Here is a 16,188-nt window from a genome sequence, read left to right on the forward strand (position 1 = left end):
AGGCCGCGCTTCATCGAAAGCCGCGCCGAAGCTCGACTTCGCCGCGGCTTTTTCGTGCCTGCGCGCGGCTCACGTGCTGAGCGGCGGTTCCTCGGCCGGTTTCAGCACCTCCAGCGTCAGCGGCGGCACGTCCGGACAGAACTGCTGCCGGGATTTCCAGACCTTGCCGCTGGCGGCATCGAGCCAGAACAGGTTCTCGCCGGACCAGCGCCACTTGCGCACCGAAATCCGCTCGCGCAGCACCACGGTGCGCCGCGTGCGTCCGAGCAGGGTCAGTGTCTCGTTGCCGATCGTGTCGTAACGGCTTTCGACCGCCACGCCGAAATCATCCTTCGGCCGAAGGTCGACGAAGCGGCCGACGCGGCTTTCGGTGCTCGCCGGAATCGTGTTCGGATAACCCAGCAGCGGATCGGGCGACGCCCATTGCGTGCCGAGCAGATCGCGCACCAGCCCGACCGACTTCACCAGCCGGCCGCGCCGCGTCACCAGCACCACGCGGTCCGCGGACGCCCAGCGCAGTTCGTCCTGATCGATGCTGGCCAGGATCAGCACGGCCGGCGCCAGACGGCCGATGCGCACACCCAGGCTGGCATACGGCAAGGCTTCGATCTGGTCATCGCTCAAGCCGTAGCGATCGCCGCTGACGGCCGTGCGCGCGCCGGCGAAGCTCGATCCGAGCAGTTGCAGCGACTGGCTCGAACAGCCACCGAGAAGGCCAAGCGTGGGGACGGCGGTGCAGGCGGCCAGCCCTTGCATCAGCTGGCGGCGGGTCAGTCCCTTGTTCATGCGTCGATCAATCCGTGGTGACGATCAGTCATCGATGAAGTCGGCAAGGTGGCGCGCGGCAGCGGCGTCGGATGGCCCGGGCCAATGGCCGCTAAAATGGCGGGAATCCCGCGACTCTAGCGGATCGGGTTGCCTTCCCGGTTGCCAGTATCGTGCCAGCGTCATGGCACGACGATGAAGCCCTGCATCGGGCCTTCGGCGCCGTGACGCCATGCCGGTCGCCGACCGCGTTCCCTGCCCAGCGGCCCCGTCCGCAGCCTGCCTGACCGGACACCCGATGCCCCGCAATCCGTCTTCCCCCGCCGCCGATTCCGAAGCTCCGGCCAGCGTGCCCGTCGCACTCGATCACGCACCGGCCGATGACGATGTCGATGCGCCAGTCACTGAGCCAGTGACTGAGCCGGTCACCGAGCCGGTCGCGAAGCCGGCCGTGCCGAATCCGATTGCGGCGCTGATCGATCGGCGCATCGGCATCGACTCCCGCCCGCTGCCCGGCCCGCTGTTCGCCAGCTGCGCGCGCGGCCTCGAACCGCTGCTGGTCGACGAACTGAAAGCCTTTGGTTTCACCGACGTGGCCGAGCGCGGCGGCGGTGTCACCGCGACCGGCAGATGGGTCGATGCCTATCGCGCCTGCCTGTGGTCGCGGCTGGCCAGCCGCATCCTGCTGCCGCTCGATCTGGTCGAGATTCCGGACGCCAATGCCCTGTACGACGGGGCGCGGCGCATCGACTGGCCGGCGTGGTTCGATGTGCGTTCCAGCTTCGCGATCGACGTCGCGGGCCGCTCGAACACCGTCACCCACACCCACTTCGCGGCGCTGCGGGTCAAGGACGCGATTGCCGACCGCTTCCGCGACGCCTGCGGCGAGCGTCCGAACGTCGACGCCGAAGATCCTGATGTCTCGATCCACGTGCACCTGCATGGTGCGCAGGCGACGATCAGCCTCGATCTTTCCGGCGAAAGCCTGCACCGCCGTGGTTATCGTCTGGCTACCGGCGGTGCGCCGCTGAAGGAAAACCTCGCCGCCGCGATCCTGATCCGCAGCGGCTGGCCGACCGTGTTCGCGCGCGGCGGCAGCCTGTTCGATCCGATGTGCGGCTCCGGCACCCTGCTGCTCGAAGCGGCGCTGATGGCCGGCGATGTCGCCCCGGGGCTGATGCGCACGCGGCACGGCTTTCTGTCGCTCAACGGCGTCGAGATCGACGCCTGGCGCGCGCTGATGGACGAAGCCAAGGCCCGGCGCGAAGCTGGTGCCGAGCGCATCCCGATCCTGTACGGCGCCGATCTCGACCCGACGGCGCTGAAGGCCGCGCGCGGCAATGTCGAGCGGGCCGGACTGGTCTGGAAGATTCGACTGAAGGAGGCCGATGTCTCGCTGATGCGCCCGCCGACCGACACGCCGGGCCTGGTCTGCACCAATCCGCCCTACGGCGAGCGCATGGGCAGCGAGGCCGAGATGGTCAAGCTGTACAGCCTGCTCGGCGCGCTGCTGAAGCAGTATTTCCCGGGCTGGCGCGCCGGCGTCTTCACCGGCCGGCCGGACCTCGGTCCGCGCCTCGGTCTGCGCGCCGAGCGCCTGTATTCGTTCTACAACGGCGATCTGCCGTGCAAGCTGCTGACCTTCGACATCGCCGCGCGCGATCCGGAAAGTCCGGCGGCGCCGCAGGTGATCGACGGCGATTTCGCCAACCGCCTGCGCAAGAACCTGAAGCACCTCGGCAAGTGGGCCAAGCGCACCGGCGTCACCAACTACCGCCTGTACGACGCCGATCTGCCGGACTTCGCCGTCGCCGTCGACCTGTACCAGAGCGACCAGCTGCACGTGCATGTGCAGGAATACGCGCCGCCGAAGACGGTTGATCCGGTTGCCGCCGAACGCCGGCTGCGCGAAGGCCTGAACGCGATCCAGCAGGTGCTCGAAGTGCCGATCGCGAACCTGCATCTGAAGGTGCGCCGGCAGCAGAAAGGCGACGCCCAGTACACGCGGCAGGCCGAAACCGGCGCGATGTACACGATCGACGAGCAGGGCTGCCGCCTGCAGGTGAACTTCACCGATTACCTCGACACCGGCATCTTTCTCGACCACCGTCCGATGCGCCTGCGCATCCGCAAGGAAGCGCACGGCAAGCGCTTCCTGAACCTGTTCTGCTACACCGGCACGGCCACGGCGCAGGCCGCCGTCGGCGGCGCGATCGAAAGCGTGTCGATCGACCTGTCGAACACCTATCTCGACTGGGCCAAGGAAAACCTGCGCCTGAACGGCATCCGGATGGTCGACATCGAACGCCGGTCGGCGAAGGAGAATCCGCACCGCTTCTACCGCGCGGACTGCCTCGCCTGGCTGCGCGAGCAGGCGGAGAAATCCCGCCCGCCGCAGTTCGACCTGATCTTCTGCGACCCGCCGACGTTCTCGAACTCGAAGAAGATGGAGGGCACGCTCGACATCCAGCGCGACCATGTCGAACTGATCACCCTCGCCGCCCGCCTGCTGGCCCCGAACGGCGTGCTGTACTTCTCGTGCAACCGCAAGCGCTTCCGGCTCGACGATCTGGCGCCGCACGGGCTGGATGTCGAGGACATCACGCAGAAGACGCTCGACGAGGACTTCAAGCGGCCGCCGCCCGCGCATCGCGCGTGGGCGATCCGCAAGGTGGGAACGGCGTGGCTGGCGAACCGGAAGGCCGGCGGCTGACAGCGGTCAGCGCCGCGCGCGGCACACCCTCAGCCCGATCCGCTCAGGGCTTGGCCGCCGCCTTCTGGCCATCGACCCAGGTCGAGCGGATGCCCAGCGTCCGCAGCGTCGCTGGCGCGACCGTCAGCGGATCGGCTTCGAGCACCACGAAATCGGCCTTCATTCCCGGCTTCAGCATGCCGACGTCGGCATCGGCGAAGCCGGCGAACGCGGCGTCCGACGTGAAGCCGCGCAGCGCTTCCAGCGCGGACAGGCGCTGATCCGGATACCAGCCGGCCACCGGCTGGCCGGCCGCATCCTGCCGCGTCACCGCGGCATACAGGCCGAGCCGAGGATCGACCGATTCGACCGGGAAATCCGAACCCAGCGCCAGCCGCGCACCGCTGCCGAGCAGGCGCTGCCAGGCATACGCGCCCTTGATCCGCTCGGGCCCGACGCGGGTTTCCGCCCACGGCATGTCCGAGGTCGCGTGCGTCGGCTGCATCGACGCGATGACGCCGAGCGCAGCGAAGCGCGGGATGTCGCTCAGTGCGATCACCTGTGCGTGCTCGATGCGCCAGCGGCGATCCGGCCGTGCCGCCTTGGCATCGGCGGCGAACAGATATTCGTAGCGATCGAGCACGATCTGGTTGCCGCGATCACCGATCGCATGCGCGGCCACCTGCACGTCGCAGTCGCGCGCCTTCTGGGCCGCGCGTTCGATCGCCTTCGGCTCGGTGACCAGCAGGCCGCGCTGCCCCGGCGCATCGCTGTAGTCGGCGAGCAGGGCCGCGCCGCGGCTGCCGAGCGCGCCGTCGGCATAGAGCTTTACGCCGCGCATCTGCAGGCGACCACCGGCGTGGCGATACAGCCCGTTCGCGCAGAGATCGGCCAGGGCATCGCGGTCGCCGTCGGCATAGGCCGTGATCCGCAGCGGCAGGCGGCCTTCATCGGCGAAGCGGCGATACAGCGCCAGATCGGCGCGCGATACGCCCATGTCGTGGATGCCGGTCAGGCCGACCGCGTGGGCGGCAGCCAGCGCGCGCGACAGCGCCTGTGCCCGGAGCGCTTCGCTCGGCGGCGGCACCACGGCATCGATCAGCGCCGTGGCACCGTCGACGAACACGCCGGCGGCGGCACCGTCGTCACCGCGTTCGATGCGACCGCCCTCCGGCTGCCAGTCGCCGCTGAAATCGCGCTTCGCGCGCTTCATCGCCGCCGTGTTGGCCCAGCCGGCGTGACCGTCGATCCGTTCGAGCCAGACCGGGCGCTTCGGGAACGCGCTGTCGAGATCGGCGGCGGTCGGGAATGTCGCGTCCGGCCAGTCGTTCTGGTCCCAGCCGCGGCCGATCAGCCAGGCATCGGCCGGCAGGGTCTTCTCGAACGTCTTGAGCCGCGCCAGCACATCGGCCTTGCTGGTGGTGCCGGTCAGGTCGGCCTGCAGCAGCGAAAAGCCGAGCCCCATGATGTGGCCATGGGCATCGATCAGCCCCGGGACGACCGTCGCCCCGCGCGCCGTGACGACGCGGGCCTTGCGGAAGCGGGCCTTCAGCGCGGCTGCCTCGCCGACGGCCAGCAGCACGCCGTCGCCGTTCCACGCCATCGCGGTCGCGGTTGGCTGCTCCGGGTTCATCGTGTGGATGCGCGGCGCAATCAGCAGCGTGTCGACGGCTGATGCCGTGACACTTCCGAAGGCGAAGACGGCGGCGACAACGGCAGCGAGCGTTTTCATCTCAGGTCTTCGGCAAGGTCACACCACGCTGCCCCTGGTACTTCCCGCCACGATGGCGACCGGAGCCACCCGGCGAGGGACCCGCTGGATGCTGTGTTCCAGCGGGATCGACGGCAAGGCGACGGGCGCCAGCGATCGGGGCCAGCGTCTGTAGGCCCATCATGTCTTCGGCAGCGTGACGCCACGCTGCCCCTGGTACTTGCCGCCCCGATCGCCGTACGACGTCTCGCAGACCTCGTCGCTTTCGAAGAACAGCATCTGCGCCACCCCTTCATTCGCGTAGATCTTCGCCGGCAGCGGCGTGGTGTTGCTGAATTCGAGCGTGACGTGGCCTTCCCATTCCGGTTCCAGCGGCGTCACGTTGACGATGATGCCGCAGCGCGCGTACGTGCTCTTGCCGAGGCAGACCACGAGCGTGCTGCGCGGAATGCGGAAGTATTCGACCGTGCGCGCCAGCGCGAACGAGTTCGGCGGGATGATGCAGACGTCGGACTTCAGGTCGACGAAGCTGCGCTCGTCGAAGTTCTTCGGATCGACGATGGTCGAGTTGATGTTGGTGAAGATCTTGAATTCGTCGGCGCAGCGCACGTCGTAGCCATAGCTGGACGTGCCGTAGCTGACGATCTTGTGGCCGTCGCCGGCCACGCGCACCTGCCCCGGCTCGAACGGTTCGATCATGCCGGCGCCCTGCGCCATGCGCCGGATCCACTTGTCGCTCTTGATGCTCATTGCCTGCCTGCCCGATGCCAAACCAACTGGCGAGTGAGTACCGCTGAATGTCGTGTCGCGATTATCGCCGCAGTTGTTGCAAGTCTTCGACCCAGATCAGTTCGCAGGCACCGGCGCCGGTATCGTCCCGGCGCAGCGAGCTGCGCATCGTGACGCCGCCCGGCGACTGCGCTTCGACCAGCTTGCCGCGCAGCGCGATCACCTGCCCGACCCGCACGCTGCCGATGGCCCGCCGCACTGCCGCGTTCGCCGGAATCAGATGCATGTTCGCGGCACTGGCGATCAGCTCGTCCTGCGGAATCGGGAACTGCGCCACCTGCCAGTAGAAGAAGCGCCCGCTCTGGCTGATGTCGATCCGCTTCAGCACCGCGCTGTCCGACATCCGTCCCCAGCCGAGTGCCAGATCGGTCGGCACCAGACTCGCCAGCCGGTCGAAACGATAGGTCTCGGTGCCCAGCACCCGCGCCTGCAGTTCGAAGCCGGCCAGCGGCGTCAGCCGGTAGCCGTCGAACTCGAACGGCTGCGCCTCGTCTGCGGCCAGTGTCGTCTGCCGTGGCGCGTCCGGCACGAGGACGCCGGGCGGCGGCTCGACCGCGCGATGGGTCGAGGCATTCCAGCCACCCCACAGCGCCAGCGCCAGCACCAGCCAGACGCCGCGGATGGGGCGGTTCAGCATCGGCCGTAGCGCCGGCTCAGTCGTCGCTGATCGTGACGGTCGGAAACGCCAGCTCGCCGCCGGCGCCGTACGCGAGCCGCGCCGCCATCAGACGGGCGATGCCGCGATAGCGCTGCGACAGCTCGGACTGCGGATCGGCGGCGACGGTCGGGTTGCCGCTGTCGGCCTGCAGGCGGATGCGAAGGTCCAGTGGCAGCGAGCCGAGCAGCTCGGTGCCGGCTTCGTTGGCCAGCTTGTCGCCGCCACCGGCACCGAAGATCGCTTCCTCGTGGCCGCAGTTGGTGCAGACGTGCGTCGCCATGTTCTCGATCACGCCGAGCACCGGAATGCCGACCTTGCGGAACATCTGCAGCCCTTTGCGGGCATCGAGCAGCGCGATGTCCTGCGGCGTGGTGACAATGACGCTGGCCGACACCGGCACCCGCTGGCTCAACGACAGCTGGATGTCGCCGGTGCCCGGCGGCAGGTCGATGATCAGATAGTCGAGATCGTCCCAGACCGTTTCGTTCAGCAGCTGCGTCAGCGCCTGCGTCACCATCGGCCCGCGCCAGATCGCCGGTTGGGCGTCGTCGGCCATGATGAAGCCGATCGACATCGCCTGAAGGCCGTGGGCAATGATCGGGTTCATCCGCTTGCCGTCCGGCGAGGTCGGACGCTGCTTCGAGCCCAGCATCAGCGGCTGGCTCGGGCCGTAGATGTCGGCATCGAGTATGCCGACGCTCGCCCCTTCCGCCTGCAGCGCCAGCGCCAGATTGACCGCGACGGTGGACTTGCCGACGCCGCCCTTGCCCGAGGCCACGGCGATGATGTTGGCAACGCCCGGCAGCGGGTTCAGACCTTTCTGGACCGCCTGCGGCAGCACCCGGCAACCGATCCGCACGGTCGCTTCGACATCACAGCTCGCGCGCAGCAAGGTCTTGATATCGCTGACGATATCGATCGCGATGCCGGCAGCCGGGAAGCCCAGCTCGACCACGACGTGCGGCGTCGCGCCGGGTGTCAGATCGACGATGCAGCCGGCCGCGACCAGGCCTTGGCCGATCAGCGGATGGACGTACGCATCAAGCGCGGCAAGCAGGACTTCTCGGGTAGCGGACGCAGGCATGGGCAGCATTGGGGATCGGGACCGGTCTTCCGCTATTGTCGCGCATTCCCTGCCCTGCCTCGTCACCTCGCCATGAGCTTCAGCTTCGTCTGGCACGACTACGAAACCTTCGGCACCGATCCGGCGCGCGACCGGCCGTCGCAGTTCGCCGCGCGCCGCACCAACGAGGATCTGGAGCCGGTCGGCCAGCCGCTGACGATCTACTGCCAGCCGCCGATCGACGTGCTGCCGCATCCGGAAGCCTGCCTGCTCACCGGAATCACGCCGCAGCTGGCACGCGACGAAGGCCTGCCGGAATACGAGTTCGCGCGCCAGATCGACGATCTGTTCAGCGTGCCCGGCACCTGTGCCGCCGGCTACAACTCGATCCGCTTCGATGACGAGGTGACGCGGCATCTGCTGTATCGCAACTTCCACGAGGTCTATACCCGCGAATGGCGCGGCGGCAATTCGCGCTGGGATCTGATCGACGTCGTCCGCCTGTGGCATGCGCTGCGGCCGCAGGGCCTCGAATGGCCGGTCGGCGACAACGGCGCGACCACGTTCAAGCTCGAACGGCTGACCGAGGCGAATCAGCTCGTGCATGCCCGCGCGCACGACGCGCTGAGCGACGTCGATGCCACGATCGCGATCGCCAAACGCCTGAAAAGCGCGCAGCCGCGCCTGTTCGAGCACGCGCTGAAGCTGCGCGACAAGAAGTTCGCCGCCACACTTCTGAACGTCACCGAGATGACGCCGGTGGTGCATGTCTCGTCGAAGATTCCGGCTGCGCGCGGTTGCCTGGCCGTGATCGCGCCGATCGTCCTGCATCCGACCAACAGCAACTGCGTGCTGACGTTCGATCTGAGCAGCGACATCGACGAGTTGCTGGAACTCGACGCCGACGATCTGCGCGACCGCGTGTTCGCCTCGAACGACGATCTCCCGGATGGCGTGACCCGGCTGCCGCTGAAAGGCGTGCACCTGAACAAGTCGCCGATGCTGTCGCCGATCGCGACCCTGCGCGGGCCCGATGCCGAGCGCTGGAATGTCGATCTGGCGCTGTGTCTGGCCAACCAGGCGAAGCTGCTGGCCGCCGGCGATGCCCTGCGCGAGAAGGTGCGCGAGGTGTTCACGCAGGAGCCGCGCGACTGGGCCGATCCGGAACTGTCGCTGTACGGCGGCTTCCTGCCCGATGCCGACAAGCCGCGGCTGGCCAAGGTGCGCGCCGCAGGTCCTGATTCGATCGCACGACTGCACGGCACGTTCGAAGATCCGCGCTATGACGAACTGCTGTTCCGCTACCGCGCACGTCACTATCCGGACACGCTGGATGAGGATGAACGCGCCCGCTGGCAGGATTTCGTCGCCGGCAAGCTGCGCTACGACACCGGGCTGGCCAGCCTCACGCTGAACGCGTTCCGCGAACACGTGGCAATGCTGGCGGAACGCGAAGGCAACCCGGAGCGCCTGCGCATCCTCGCGCAGCTCGCCGTCTGGCCGGAGGAATCCGGGCTGGAGCGGCTGCTGCGCGGCTGACCGCGGGAAGTCCGATGGTCAGAGCTTCGCGACGAGCGTCCCCATCCGCTCGGTCAGCTTGACGTTTTCCCGATAATCCACCGGCACGGCGATCAGCGCCGGGCCCGGTTGCCGGAACGCTTCGTCGAGTGCCGCCGGCAGTTCGCTCGCGGCGGTCAGGGTCTTGCCCCAGCAGCCGAAGGCTTGCGCCAGCAGTTCGAAATCCGGATTGCCGAAGCTCAGCGGCGAGTGCTTGCCGAACTCGTTCTGCTGTTTCCATTCGATCAGGCCATAGCTGCCATCGACCCAGATCATCACGACGATGTTCAGGCGGTAGCGGACGGCGGTTTCGAGATCCTGGACGTTCATCAGGAAGCCGGCGTCGCCGCAGATCGCGAGCACACGCTTGTCCGGTGCCGCGAACTGCGCGCCGATGGCACCCGGCAGCGCGAAGCCCATCGAGCAGAAGCCGTTCGAGATCAGCACGCTGTTTGGCGTTTCCGCCGGGTAATAGCGGCCGATCCACATCTTGTGCGCGCCGACATCGGACAGCAGGATGTCGTCGCCGCGCAGGAATTCGCGCACGTCCCACAGCACTTTCTGCGGCTTCATCGGGAAGCTCGCGTCGTTGCGCTCACAGCCGTGATCGGCGGCGATCTGGTCGCGCAGCGGCTGCCACTCGGCAATGTCGTGCAGCGGCAGGCGGGCAGCAGGCTGCTGATCGAGCGCGTCGTTGATCTGCGCAAGGGTCGCCGCGATATCGCCGACCACATCGACCGCCACCGGATAGTCCTGATCGACTTCCGCCGGCAGGAAATCGATGTGGATGATCTGCTTGTCGCGCGCCACGTTCCAGAAGCGCGGGCTGTACTCGACGAGGTCGTAGCCCACCACGAGCACGCAATCGGCAGCCGCCATCGCCTGATTGCCGTAATCCTTCGCCTGCAGGCCGATGGTGAACAGGTTATGCCGGTCCGAACGTGCCAGCGCGCCCTTGCCCATGAAGGTGTTGAACACCGGCAGCCCGGTCTTCTCGGCCAGCGACCGCAGTTGCAGCGCGGCGCGTTTCCGCAGCGCGCCATTGCCGGCGAGGATCACCGGCTTCTTCGCCGCCAGCAGAATCGCCACCGCCTGCGCCACCGCCTGCGGATCGGGCGACGGCCGGCGGGTCTTGGTGACCGCCATCGGCTGCGCATCGAGCCGCTGCTTGGCCACGTCTTCCGGCAGTTCGACCACGCAGACCCCGGGCTTCTCGGCCTCCGCCAGCTTGAACGCCTTGCGCAGGATTTCCGGGATCGCGTCGGCATCGATGATCGACTGCGCCCACTTCGATACCGGCCGCATCATCGCGATGGCGTCCATGTTCTGGTGGCTTTCCTTGTGCAGGCGTCGCGTCGGCCCCTGCCCGATGATCGCGACCACCGGCGAGCGGTCGAGATTGGCGTCGGCCAGCCCGGTGACGAGGTTGGTGGCACCGGGGCCGAGCGTCGCCAGACAGACGCCGGCGCGGCCGGTCAGCCGGCCATAGACATCGGCCATGAACGCCGCGGCCTGCTCGTGGCGGACGAGGATGAATCGGATCGGCGAGTCGAGCAACGCGATCATCAGATCGGCGTTTTCCTCGCCCGGCAGGCCGAAGATGTACTCCACCCCTTCCGCTTCGAGGCAGCGGACGAACAGCTCCGCCGCCTTGATGTCCTTGGGGTTTGCAGCATTCGTGTCGGCCATGTCCCTGCCTGTGCTGCGTGAGGGCCGATGTCAGCGCCGTGATGTGAGTGAAGGCTGCCTGCTGCGCGCCGTTGAAGCGCTTGCCGGTTTCAATCGACTGTCATTCCCGCGGAGGCGGGAATCCAGCTTCTTGTTTGCTTGTCGCGATTTCCCAGACCGCTGCCGATGGATTCCCGCCTTCGCGGTAATGACGGATGTGAATGAGGTGCGGATTCCGCGACTCAGGCACCGGCCGCGGCCGCGCAGCCGCTCAGCCGATCTCCCCCGAGCGCAGCACCATCATCTTCCGAATCTGCAGATCGTGGATCGTGTGCGGAATGCCGCCGACGTTGTAGCCGGACTGCTTCAGACCCGCGAACGGCATCCAGTCGACCCGGAACGCGGTGTGATCGTTGACCATGACAGCCGACGCATCGAGCCGTCGATAGGCGCGCAGTGCGGTGTCGAGATTCTTCGTGAACACCGCCGCCTGAAACGCGAACGGCAGGCTGTTCGCGCGGTTGATCGCCTCGTCGACGTGGTCGAACGTGTAGACGCAGACCACCGGGCCGAACACCTCGTGGGTGGAAACCTTGGCATCGGCCGGCGGATCGACCAGCAGGGTCGATTCGACCATCGTCGTGCCGATTGCCTTGCCGCCGCAGACCCGCCTCGCACCCGCCGCCACCGCTTCGTCGATCCACTGCACGACGCGTGTGGCTTCCGCTGGCGAGATCATCGGGCCGATCTCGGTCGCCGGCAGCGTCGGGTCGCCGATCACCATCTTCTGCGCCGCCGCCGCGAGCCGCGCGACGAAGTCATCGACGATCGCGCGCGCCACGAACACGCGCTGCACCGACACGCAGACCTGACCGGCATGGTAGTAACCGCCCTTCGCGATCAGCGGCACCGCGGTATCGAGATCGGCATCGGCCGCGACGATCACCGGCGCCACGCCGCCGTGTTCCAGCGCGCAGCGCGCGCCGGGCGCGAGCTGGCTCTTGAGCTTCCAGCCGACCGCCGCGCTGCCGATGAAGCTGAGGAACGCGACTCGCGGATCGGTCGCCAAGGTCGTGGCCAATGCGTTGCTGTCCGGCACCAGCGCCTGACACCAGGATGCCGGCAGGCCGGCTTCGCGCAGGATCGCGACAAAGCGGAAACACGACAGTGGGGTCGACCGCGCCGGCTTGACGATCACCGGGCAGCCGGCCGCGATCGCCGGACCGACCTGATGCGCGATCAGGTTCAGCGGATGGTTGAAGGCGCTGATCGCGACGACCACGCCGATCGGCTCGACCTGCGTGAACGCGATGCGCCCGGCGGACGAGGCGCTGGTGCGCATCGGGATCACGTCGCCCTGATCGACGCGCATGGTCTCGACGCAGATCTTCAGGCTGTCGATCGCCCGTGCGACCTCGACCCGGGAATCGATCAGCGGCTTGCCGCCTTCGCGCGCCGCTTCCACCGCCAGTTCCTCGGCGCGGGATTTCATGATCGCGCCCGCACGATCGAGGATCGCCAGACGCTCGGCCAGCGGAATCCAGGCGTCGCGATGCTTGTACAGCGTGCTGGCGACAATCAGCGCCTGCTGCACGCAGGTGGCGTCCGCCGTCTGCACGGTGGCGATCGGGGCACGATCGAACGGCGCCTCGACGGTATACGCCGCCGAGGAACTGACCGCGCCCGGAATCATCAGGCCGAAATGGGGAAGCGACATGGCAGGCTCCGGTTTCAGGAGCCGGCAGTGTATTCGCAAGGCTCACGAAAAAGGCCCGCACGCGGCGGGCCTTCGTCGTCAGCATCGCATCAGGTCGTCATGCCGCCTTCTGATCATCCAGCCAGCGCGCGAAGAAGCCGGCGGCAACAGCCCCGGCAATCGGCGCGATCCAGAACAGCCACAGCTGGCTCAGGGCCCAGCCGCCGACGAACAGCGCCGGGCCGGTCGAGCGCGCCGGGTTCACCGACGTGTTGGTCACCGGGATGCTGATCAGGTGGATCAGGGTCAGGCACAGACCGATGGCGATCGGCGCGAAGCCGGCCGGCGCGCGGGATGACGTGGCGCCGAGGATCACAGTCAGGAAGAAGAAGGTCAGCACGAACTCGGTGACCGCCGCCGCGCCCACGGTGAAGCCGCCGGGCGAATGCTCGCCATAGCCGTTCGAGGCAAAGCCGTTGGCGACATCGAACGTCGGCACGCCGCTGGCGATGACGTAAAGCACGGCGGCACCGGCGATGGCCCCGAGCACCTGTGCGGCGATGTACGGCCCAAGCTGCGACGCCGGGAAGCGACCGCCCGCCCACAGCCCGAACGACACGGCCGGGTTCAGGTGGCAGCCGGAAATGTGGCCGATGGTGTAAGCCATCGTCAGCACCGTCAGGCCGAAGGCCAGCGACACGCCGGCAAACGCGATGCCGTACTGCGGAAAGCCGGCCGCCAGCACAGCGCTGCCGCAGCCGCCCAGCATCAGCCACGCCGTTCCGATGAATTCCGCTGCAAGCTTCTGAGGGGTGCTGCTGGTCATGCCTTACCTCCCTGTGAGTGAACTCCGAAGCCTTAGTGTGCCGGGGGAATCGGGCAGAAAGTCAATGATTCCGGGCACTGCAGGCGATGCCGGCCCGCCGCGGGGGCCATGCGATAATCGCGGCCTGCCCGTTTTTCGCCCGTCCCGAACCCCATGTCCGCTCCGGCGCCCCGCACTGCTTCCCGCAAGATCCTGGTCACCAACGCGCTGCCGTACGCCAACGGCCCGCTGCACCTAGGCCACATGGTCGGCTACATCCAGGCCGACATCTGGGTGCGCTTCCAGCGGATGTGCGGGCATGACGTGACCTACGTCTGTGCCGATGATGCGCATGGCACGCCGATCATGCTCGCCGCCGAAAAAGCCGGCCTGGCGCCGGAAGCGTTCATCGCCGACATCCAGAAAAGCCACGAAGCGGACTTCAAGGCCTTCGGCATCGCCTTTGATCACTACCACTCGACCCATTCGGACGAGAACCGGCAGCTATCGGAAACCATCTACACGGCGCTGAAGAACAACGGCTACATCGCGAGCCGTTTCATCGAGCAGGCCTACGACCCGGTCAAGGACATGTTCCTGCCGGATCGCTACATCAAGGGCGAGTGCCCGAAGTGCGGCACCGCCGACCAGTACGGCGACAACTGCGAGAACTGCGGCGCGACGTACGGCCCGACCGATCTGAAGAACCCGTTCTCGGTCGTGTCGGGCGCGACGCCGGTGCTGAAGGAATCCGAGCATTACTTCTTCAGCCTGTCGAAGCTGCAGGCCGAGGTTCAGGCCTGGCTCGCCGCGGCCGACGTGCATGCCAGCGTCAAGGCCAAGCTCGCCGAATGGCTGGACGGCGGCTTGAAAGACTGGGACATCTCGCGCGATGCGCCGTACTTCGGCTTCGAGATTCCGGGCGCGCCGGGCAAATATTTCTACGTGTGGCTGGATGCGCCGATCGGCTACTTCGCGAGCCTCAGCGCCCTGCTTGGCAACGATGCTGAAAAGCTCGCCGCCTTCATCGGCCCGGATTCGACCGCCGAGCTGTGGCACTTCATCGGCAAGGACATCATCAATTTCCACGGCCTGTTCTGGCCGGCGATGCTGAAGGGTGCGGGTTATCGCCAGCCGACCGGCCTGTCGGTCAACGGCTACCTGACCGTCAACGGCGCCAAGATGTCGAAGAGCCGCGGCACCTTCATCAAGGCGCGGACGTATCTGGATGCCGGGCTGAATCCGGAATATCTGCGCTACTACTTCGCGGCCAAGCTGAGCGACGGCGTCGATGATCTCGACCTGAATCTCGATGATTTCGTTGCCCGCGTGAACAGCGACATTGTGGGCAAGTACGTGAATATTGCCAGTCGGTGTGCGGGGTTCGTTGAGAAGTTTTTCGCCGGCAAGCTTCCCATGTCGCTCGATGGTGCTTGCTCTGACGCGATCGGCTTGCTTTCGAACGTCGAAAACCCCGTAACGTCTATCGACGATGGCTCAAGTCATCTCCATCCGATTCGAGCTCTTTATGAAAAACGCGACTATGCGGCCGTGATCCGGGAGGTGATGGACCTAGCGGACACTACAAATACGTTTATTCATAACACGGCACCTTGGACGCTTGCGAAGAATCTTGACACCGAACAAAAACGTACTGATCTCCATCAGTTTTGTGGTATTTTTTTAAACATTTTCAAAGTATTAACGGTATATCTAAAACCACTCCTACCTAATTTGGCTAAAGAAGTCGAATTGTTTTTCGATATTCCAGAGTTGTCTTGGAACGATGTGGATAGTCGACTTCTGGGGACAAAGATCCGGTCTTATACGAACCTCGCGAATCGCATCGACCTGGCCCAGATCAAGGCGATGATCGCCGCCTCGACCGAAAGCCTCGCTCCGGTCGAGGTGCCAAACGCCAAACCGGCCAAGGCAGCATCGGCTCCGGCCGCTGCGGCACCAGTTGGCGGCAGCGACACACACGCCAGCATCGAAGACTTCGCCAAGATCGACCTCCGCATCGCCCGCATCGAGCACGCGGAAGGCGTTGACGGCGCGGACAAGCTGCTGCGCCTGACCCTGGATCTGGGCGCAATGGGCAAGCGGCAGGTGTTCGCCGGCATCAAGAGCGCGTATCCGCCGGAAAAGCTGATCGGGCGATTGACGGTGATGGTCGCCAATCTGGCGCCGCGCAAGATGCGCTTCGGGATGTCCGAAGGCATGGTGCTGGCGGCCAGCGGCGATGACGGCGGGCCGTTCCTGCTGGCGCCGGACGACGGTGCGCAGCCGGGCATGAAGGTGAAGTGATGACGATCGACGCCACGCTGGCCGCGCGCGTCTACTGCGCACTGTCCGGCGCGTTGCTGACCGCACTCGGGCTGGCGGCGTGGCAAGCCGACCGTGCGAATCCGTACACCGGCGCGGCATTGGCCGGTGCCGGTCTGTTCCTGATCGTCGGCACGTTCGGCCGGACCACGCGCCTGACGGCGCTGATGGTGCTGTGCGCGGTCGTCTGCGGCTTCGCGTTTGTCGCGGGGCTGGGTTATGCCGTGATCGCGCTCGAATGGCCCACCGTGGCGACCGTGCGACTGCTGGCGATGGAGCTTGCCGCCGGTCTCCTCGCCGCTGCGCTCGGGCGCACGCTGTATCTGGAGGACGTGCGATGAGCACTGCCGTCCATCCCACTGATTCGATCAGCCTTTTCCACGCTTGATGGCTGCGTCCGGGCTGCGTGCGCCGCCCCCCGGCCTTGTTCCCGGGGCAGCGGGAGAAACGGCGACCGGG

General features: G+C 66.8%; 12 protein-coding genes. 4 read left to right on the forward strand and 8 right to left on the reverse strand.

The window, feature by feature from the left end; translation table 11 throughout:
• Positions 1 to 69: 69 nt before the first annotated feature.
• The gene (locus tag QZ951_RS14710; RefSeq protein ID WP_293001833.1) at positions 70 to 786 is read right to left on the reverse strand and encodes a YjbF family lipoprotein; all 717 of its coding nucleotides are present in this window, start codon (positions 784 to 786) and stop codon (positions 70 to 72) included.
• A gap of 277 nt (positions 787 to 1,063) precedes the next feature.
• Between QZ951_RS14710 and rlmKL the strand changes: the two genes are divergently transcribed.
• Complete coding sequence (rlmKL, locus tag QZ951_RS14715; protein WP_293001835.1) at positions 1,064 to 3,478, forward strand: bifunctional 23S rRNA (guanine(2069)-N(7))-methyltransferase RlmK/23S rRNA (guanine(2445)-N(2))-methyltransferase RlmL; 2,415 nt, start codon at positions 1,064 to 1,066, stop codon at positions 3,476 to 3,478.
• 43 nt (positions 3,479 to 3,521) lie between these two features.
• Here rlmKL and QZ951_RS14720 read toward each other — a convergent pair whose 3' ends face one another.
• The 4 genes from QZ951_RS14720 to apbC all read right to left on the reverse strand — a co-directional run bounded on the left by QZ951_RS14720 (position 3,522) and on the right by apbC (position 7,699).
• Positions 3,522 to 5,189 (reverse strand): amidohydrolase, encoded by a 1,668-nt coding sequence (locus tag QZ951_RS14720; RefSeq protein ID WP_293001837.1) that lies wholly within the window; start codon positions 5,187 to 5,189, stop codon positions 3,522 to 3,524.
• A 159-nt stretch (positions 5,190 to 5,348) separates the two neighbouring features.
• Complete coding sequence (gene dcd / locus QZ951_RS14725; protein WP_293001839.1) at positions 5,349 to 5,918, reverse strand: dCTP deaminase; 570 nt, start codon at positions 5,916 to 5,918, stop codon at positions 5,349 to 5,351.
• Between the two features lie 61 nt (positions 5,919 to 5,979).
• Positions 5,980 to 6,594: a hypothetical protein gene (locus QZ951_RS14730; RefSeq protein ID WP_293001841.1), complete on the reverse strand. Its 615-nt coding sequence runs from the start codon at positions 6,592 to 6,594 to the stop codon at positions 5,980 to 5,982.
• Positions 6,595 to 6,610: 16 nt separating this feature from the next.
• The gene (gene apbC / locus QZ951_RS14735; RefSeq protein ID WP_293001843.1) at positions 6,611 to 7,699 is read right to left on the reverse strand and encodes an iron-sulfur cluster carrier protein ApbC; all 1,089 of its coding nucleotides are present in this window, start codon (positions 7,697 to 7,699) and stop codon (positions 6,611 to 6,613) included.
• Between the two features lie 72 nt (positions 7,700 to 7,771).
• Between apbC and sbcB the strand changes: the two genes are divergently transcribed.
• Complete coding sequence (gene sbcB, locus QZ951_RS14740; RefSeq protein ID WP_293001844.1) at positions 7,772 to 9,217, forward strand: exodeoxyribonuclease I; 1,446 nt, start codon at positions 7,772 to 7,774, stop codon at positions 9,215 to 9,217.
• 18 nt (positions 9,218 to 9,235) lie between these two features.
• On the opposite strand, the gene QZ951_RS14745 is transcribed toward sbcB, so the two are convergent.
• The 3 genes from QZ951_RS14745 to aqpZ all read right to left on the reverse strand — a co-directional run bounded on the left by QZ951_RS14745 (position 9,236) and on the right by aqpZ (position 13,425).
• On the reverse strand, positions 9,236 to 10,924 hold the full coding sequence (locus QZ951_RS14745; RefSeq protein WP_293001846.1) for an acetolactate synthase large subunit: 1,689 nt from the start codon (positions 10,922 to 10,924) through the stop codon (positions 9,236 to 9,238).
• A gap of 250 nt (positions 10,925 to 11,174) precedes the next feature.
• Positions 11,175 to 12,620, reverse strand: a complete 1,446-nt coding sequence (locus tag QZ951_RS14750; protein ID WP_293001848.1) for an aldehyde dehydrogenase family protein — start codon at positions 12,618 to 12,620, stop codon at positions 11,175 to 11,177.
• Between the two features lie 97 nt (positions 12,621 to 12,717).
• Positions 12,718 to 13,425, reverse strand: a complete 708-nt coding sequence (gene aqpZ, locus QZ951_RS14755; protein WP_293001850.1) for an aquaporin Z — start codon at positions 13,423 to 13,425, stop codon at positions 12,718 to 12,720.
• Positions 13,426 to 13,578: 153 nt separating this feature from the next.
• Between aqpZ and metG the strand changes: the two genes are divergently transcribed.
• Positions 13,579 to 15,711 (forward strand): methionine--tRNA ligase, encoded by a 2,133-nt coding sequence (gene metG / locus QZ951_RS14760; protein ID WP_293001852.1) that lies wholly within the window; start codon positions 13,579 to 13,581, stop codon positions 15,709 to 15,711.
• Positions 15,711 to 16,070: a hypothetical protein gene (locus QZ951_RS14765; protein ID WP_293001854.1), complete on the forward strand. Its 360-nt coding sequence runs from the start codon at positions 15,711 to 15,713 to the stop codon at positions 16,068 to 16,070. The genes metG and QZ951_RS14765 overlap by 1 nt, the downstream gene beginning before the upstream one ends.
• Positions 16,071 to 16,188 lie beyond the last annotated feature (118 nt).

Origin of the sequence: Nevskia sp., assembly GCF_021732705.1 — a bacterium.
Taxonomy (GTDB): domain Bacteria; phylum Pseudomonadota; class Gammaproteobacteria; order Nevskiales; family Nevskiaceae; genus Nevskia.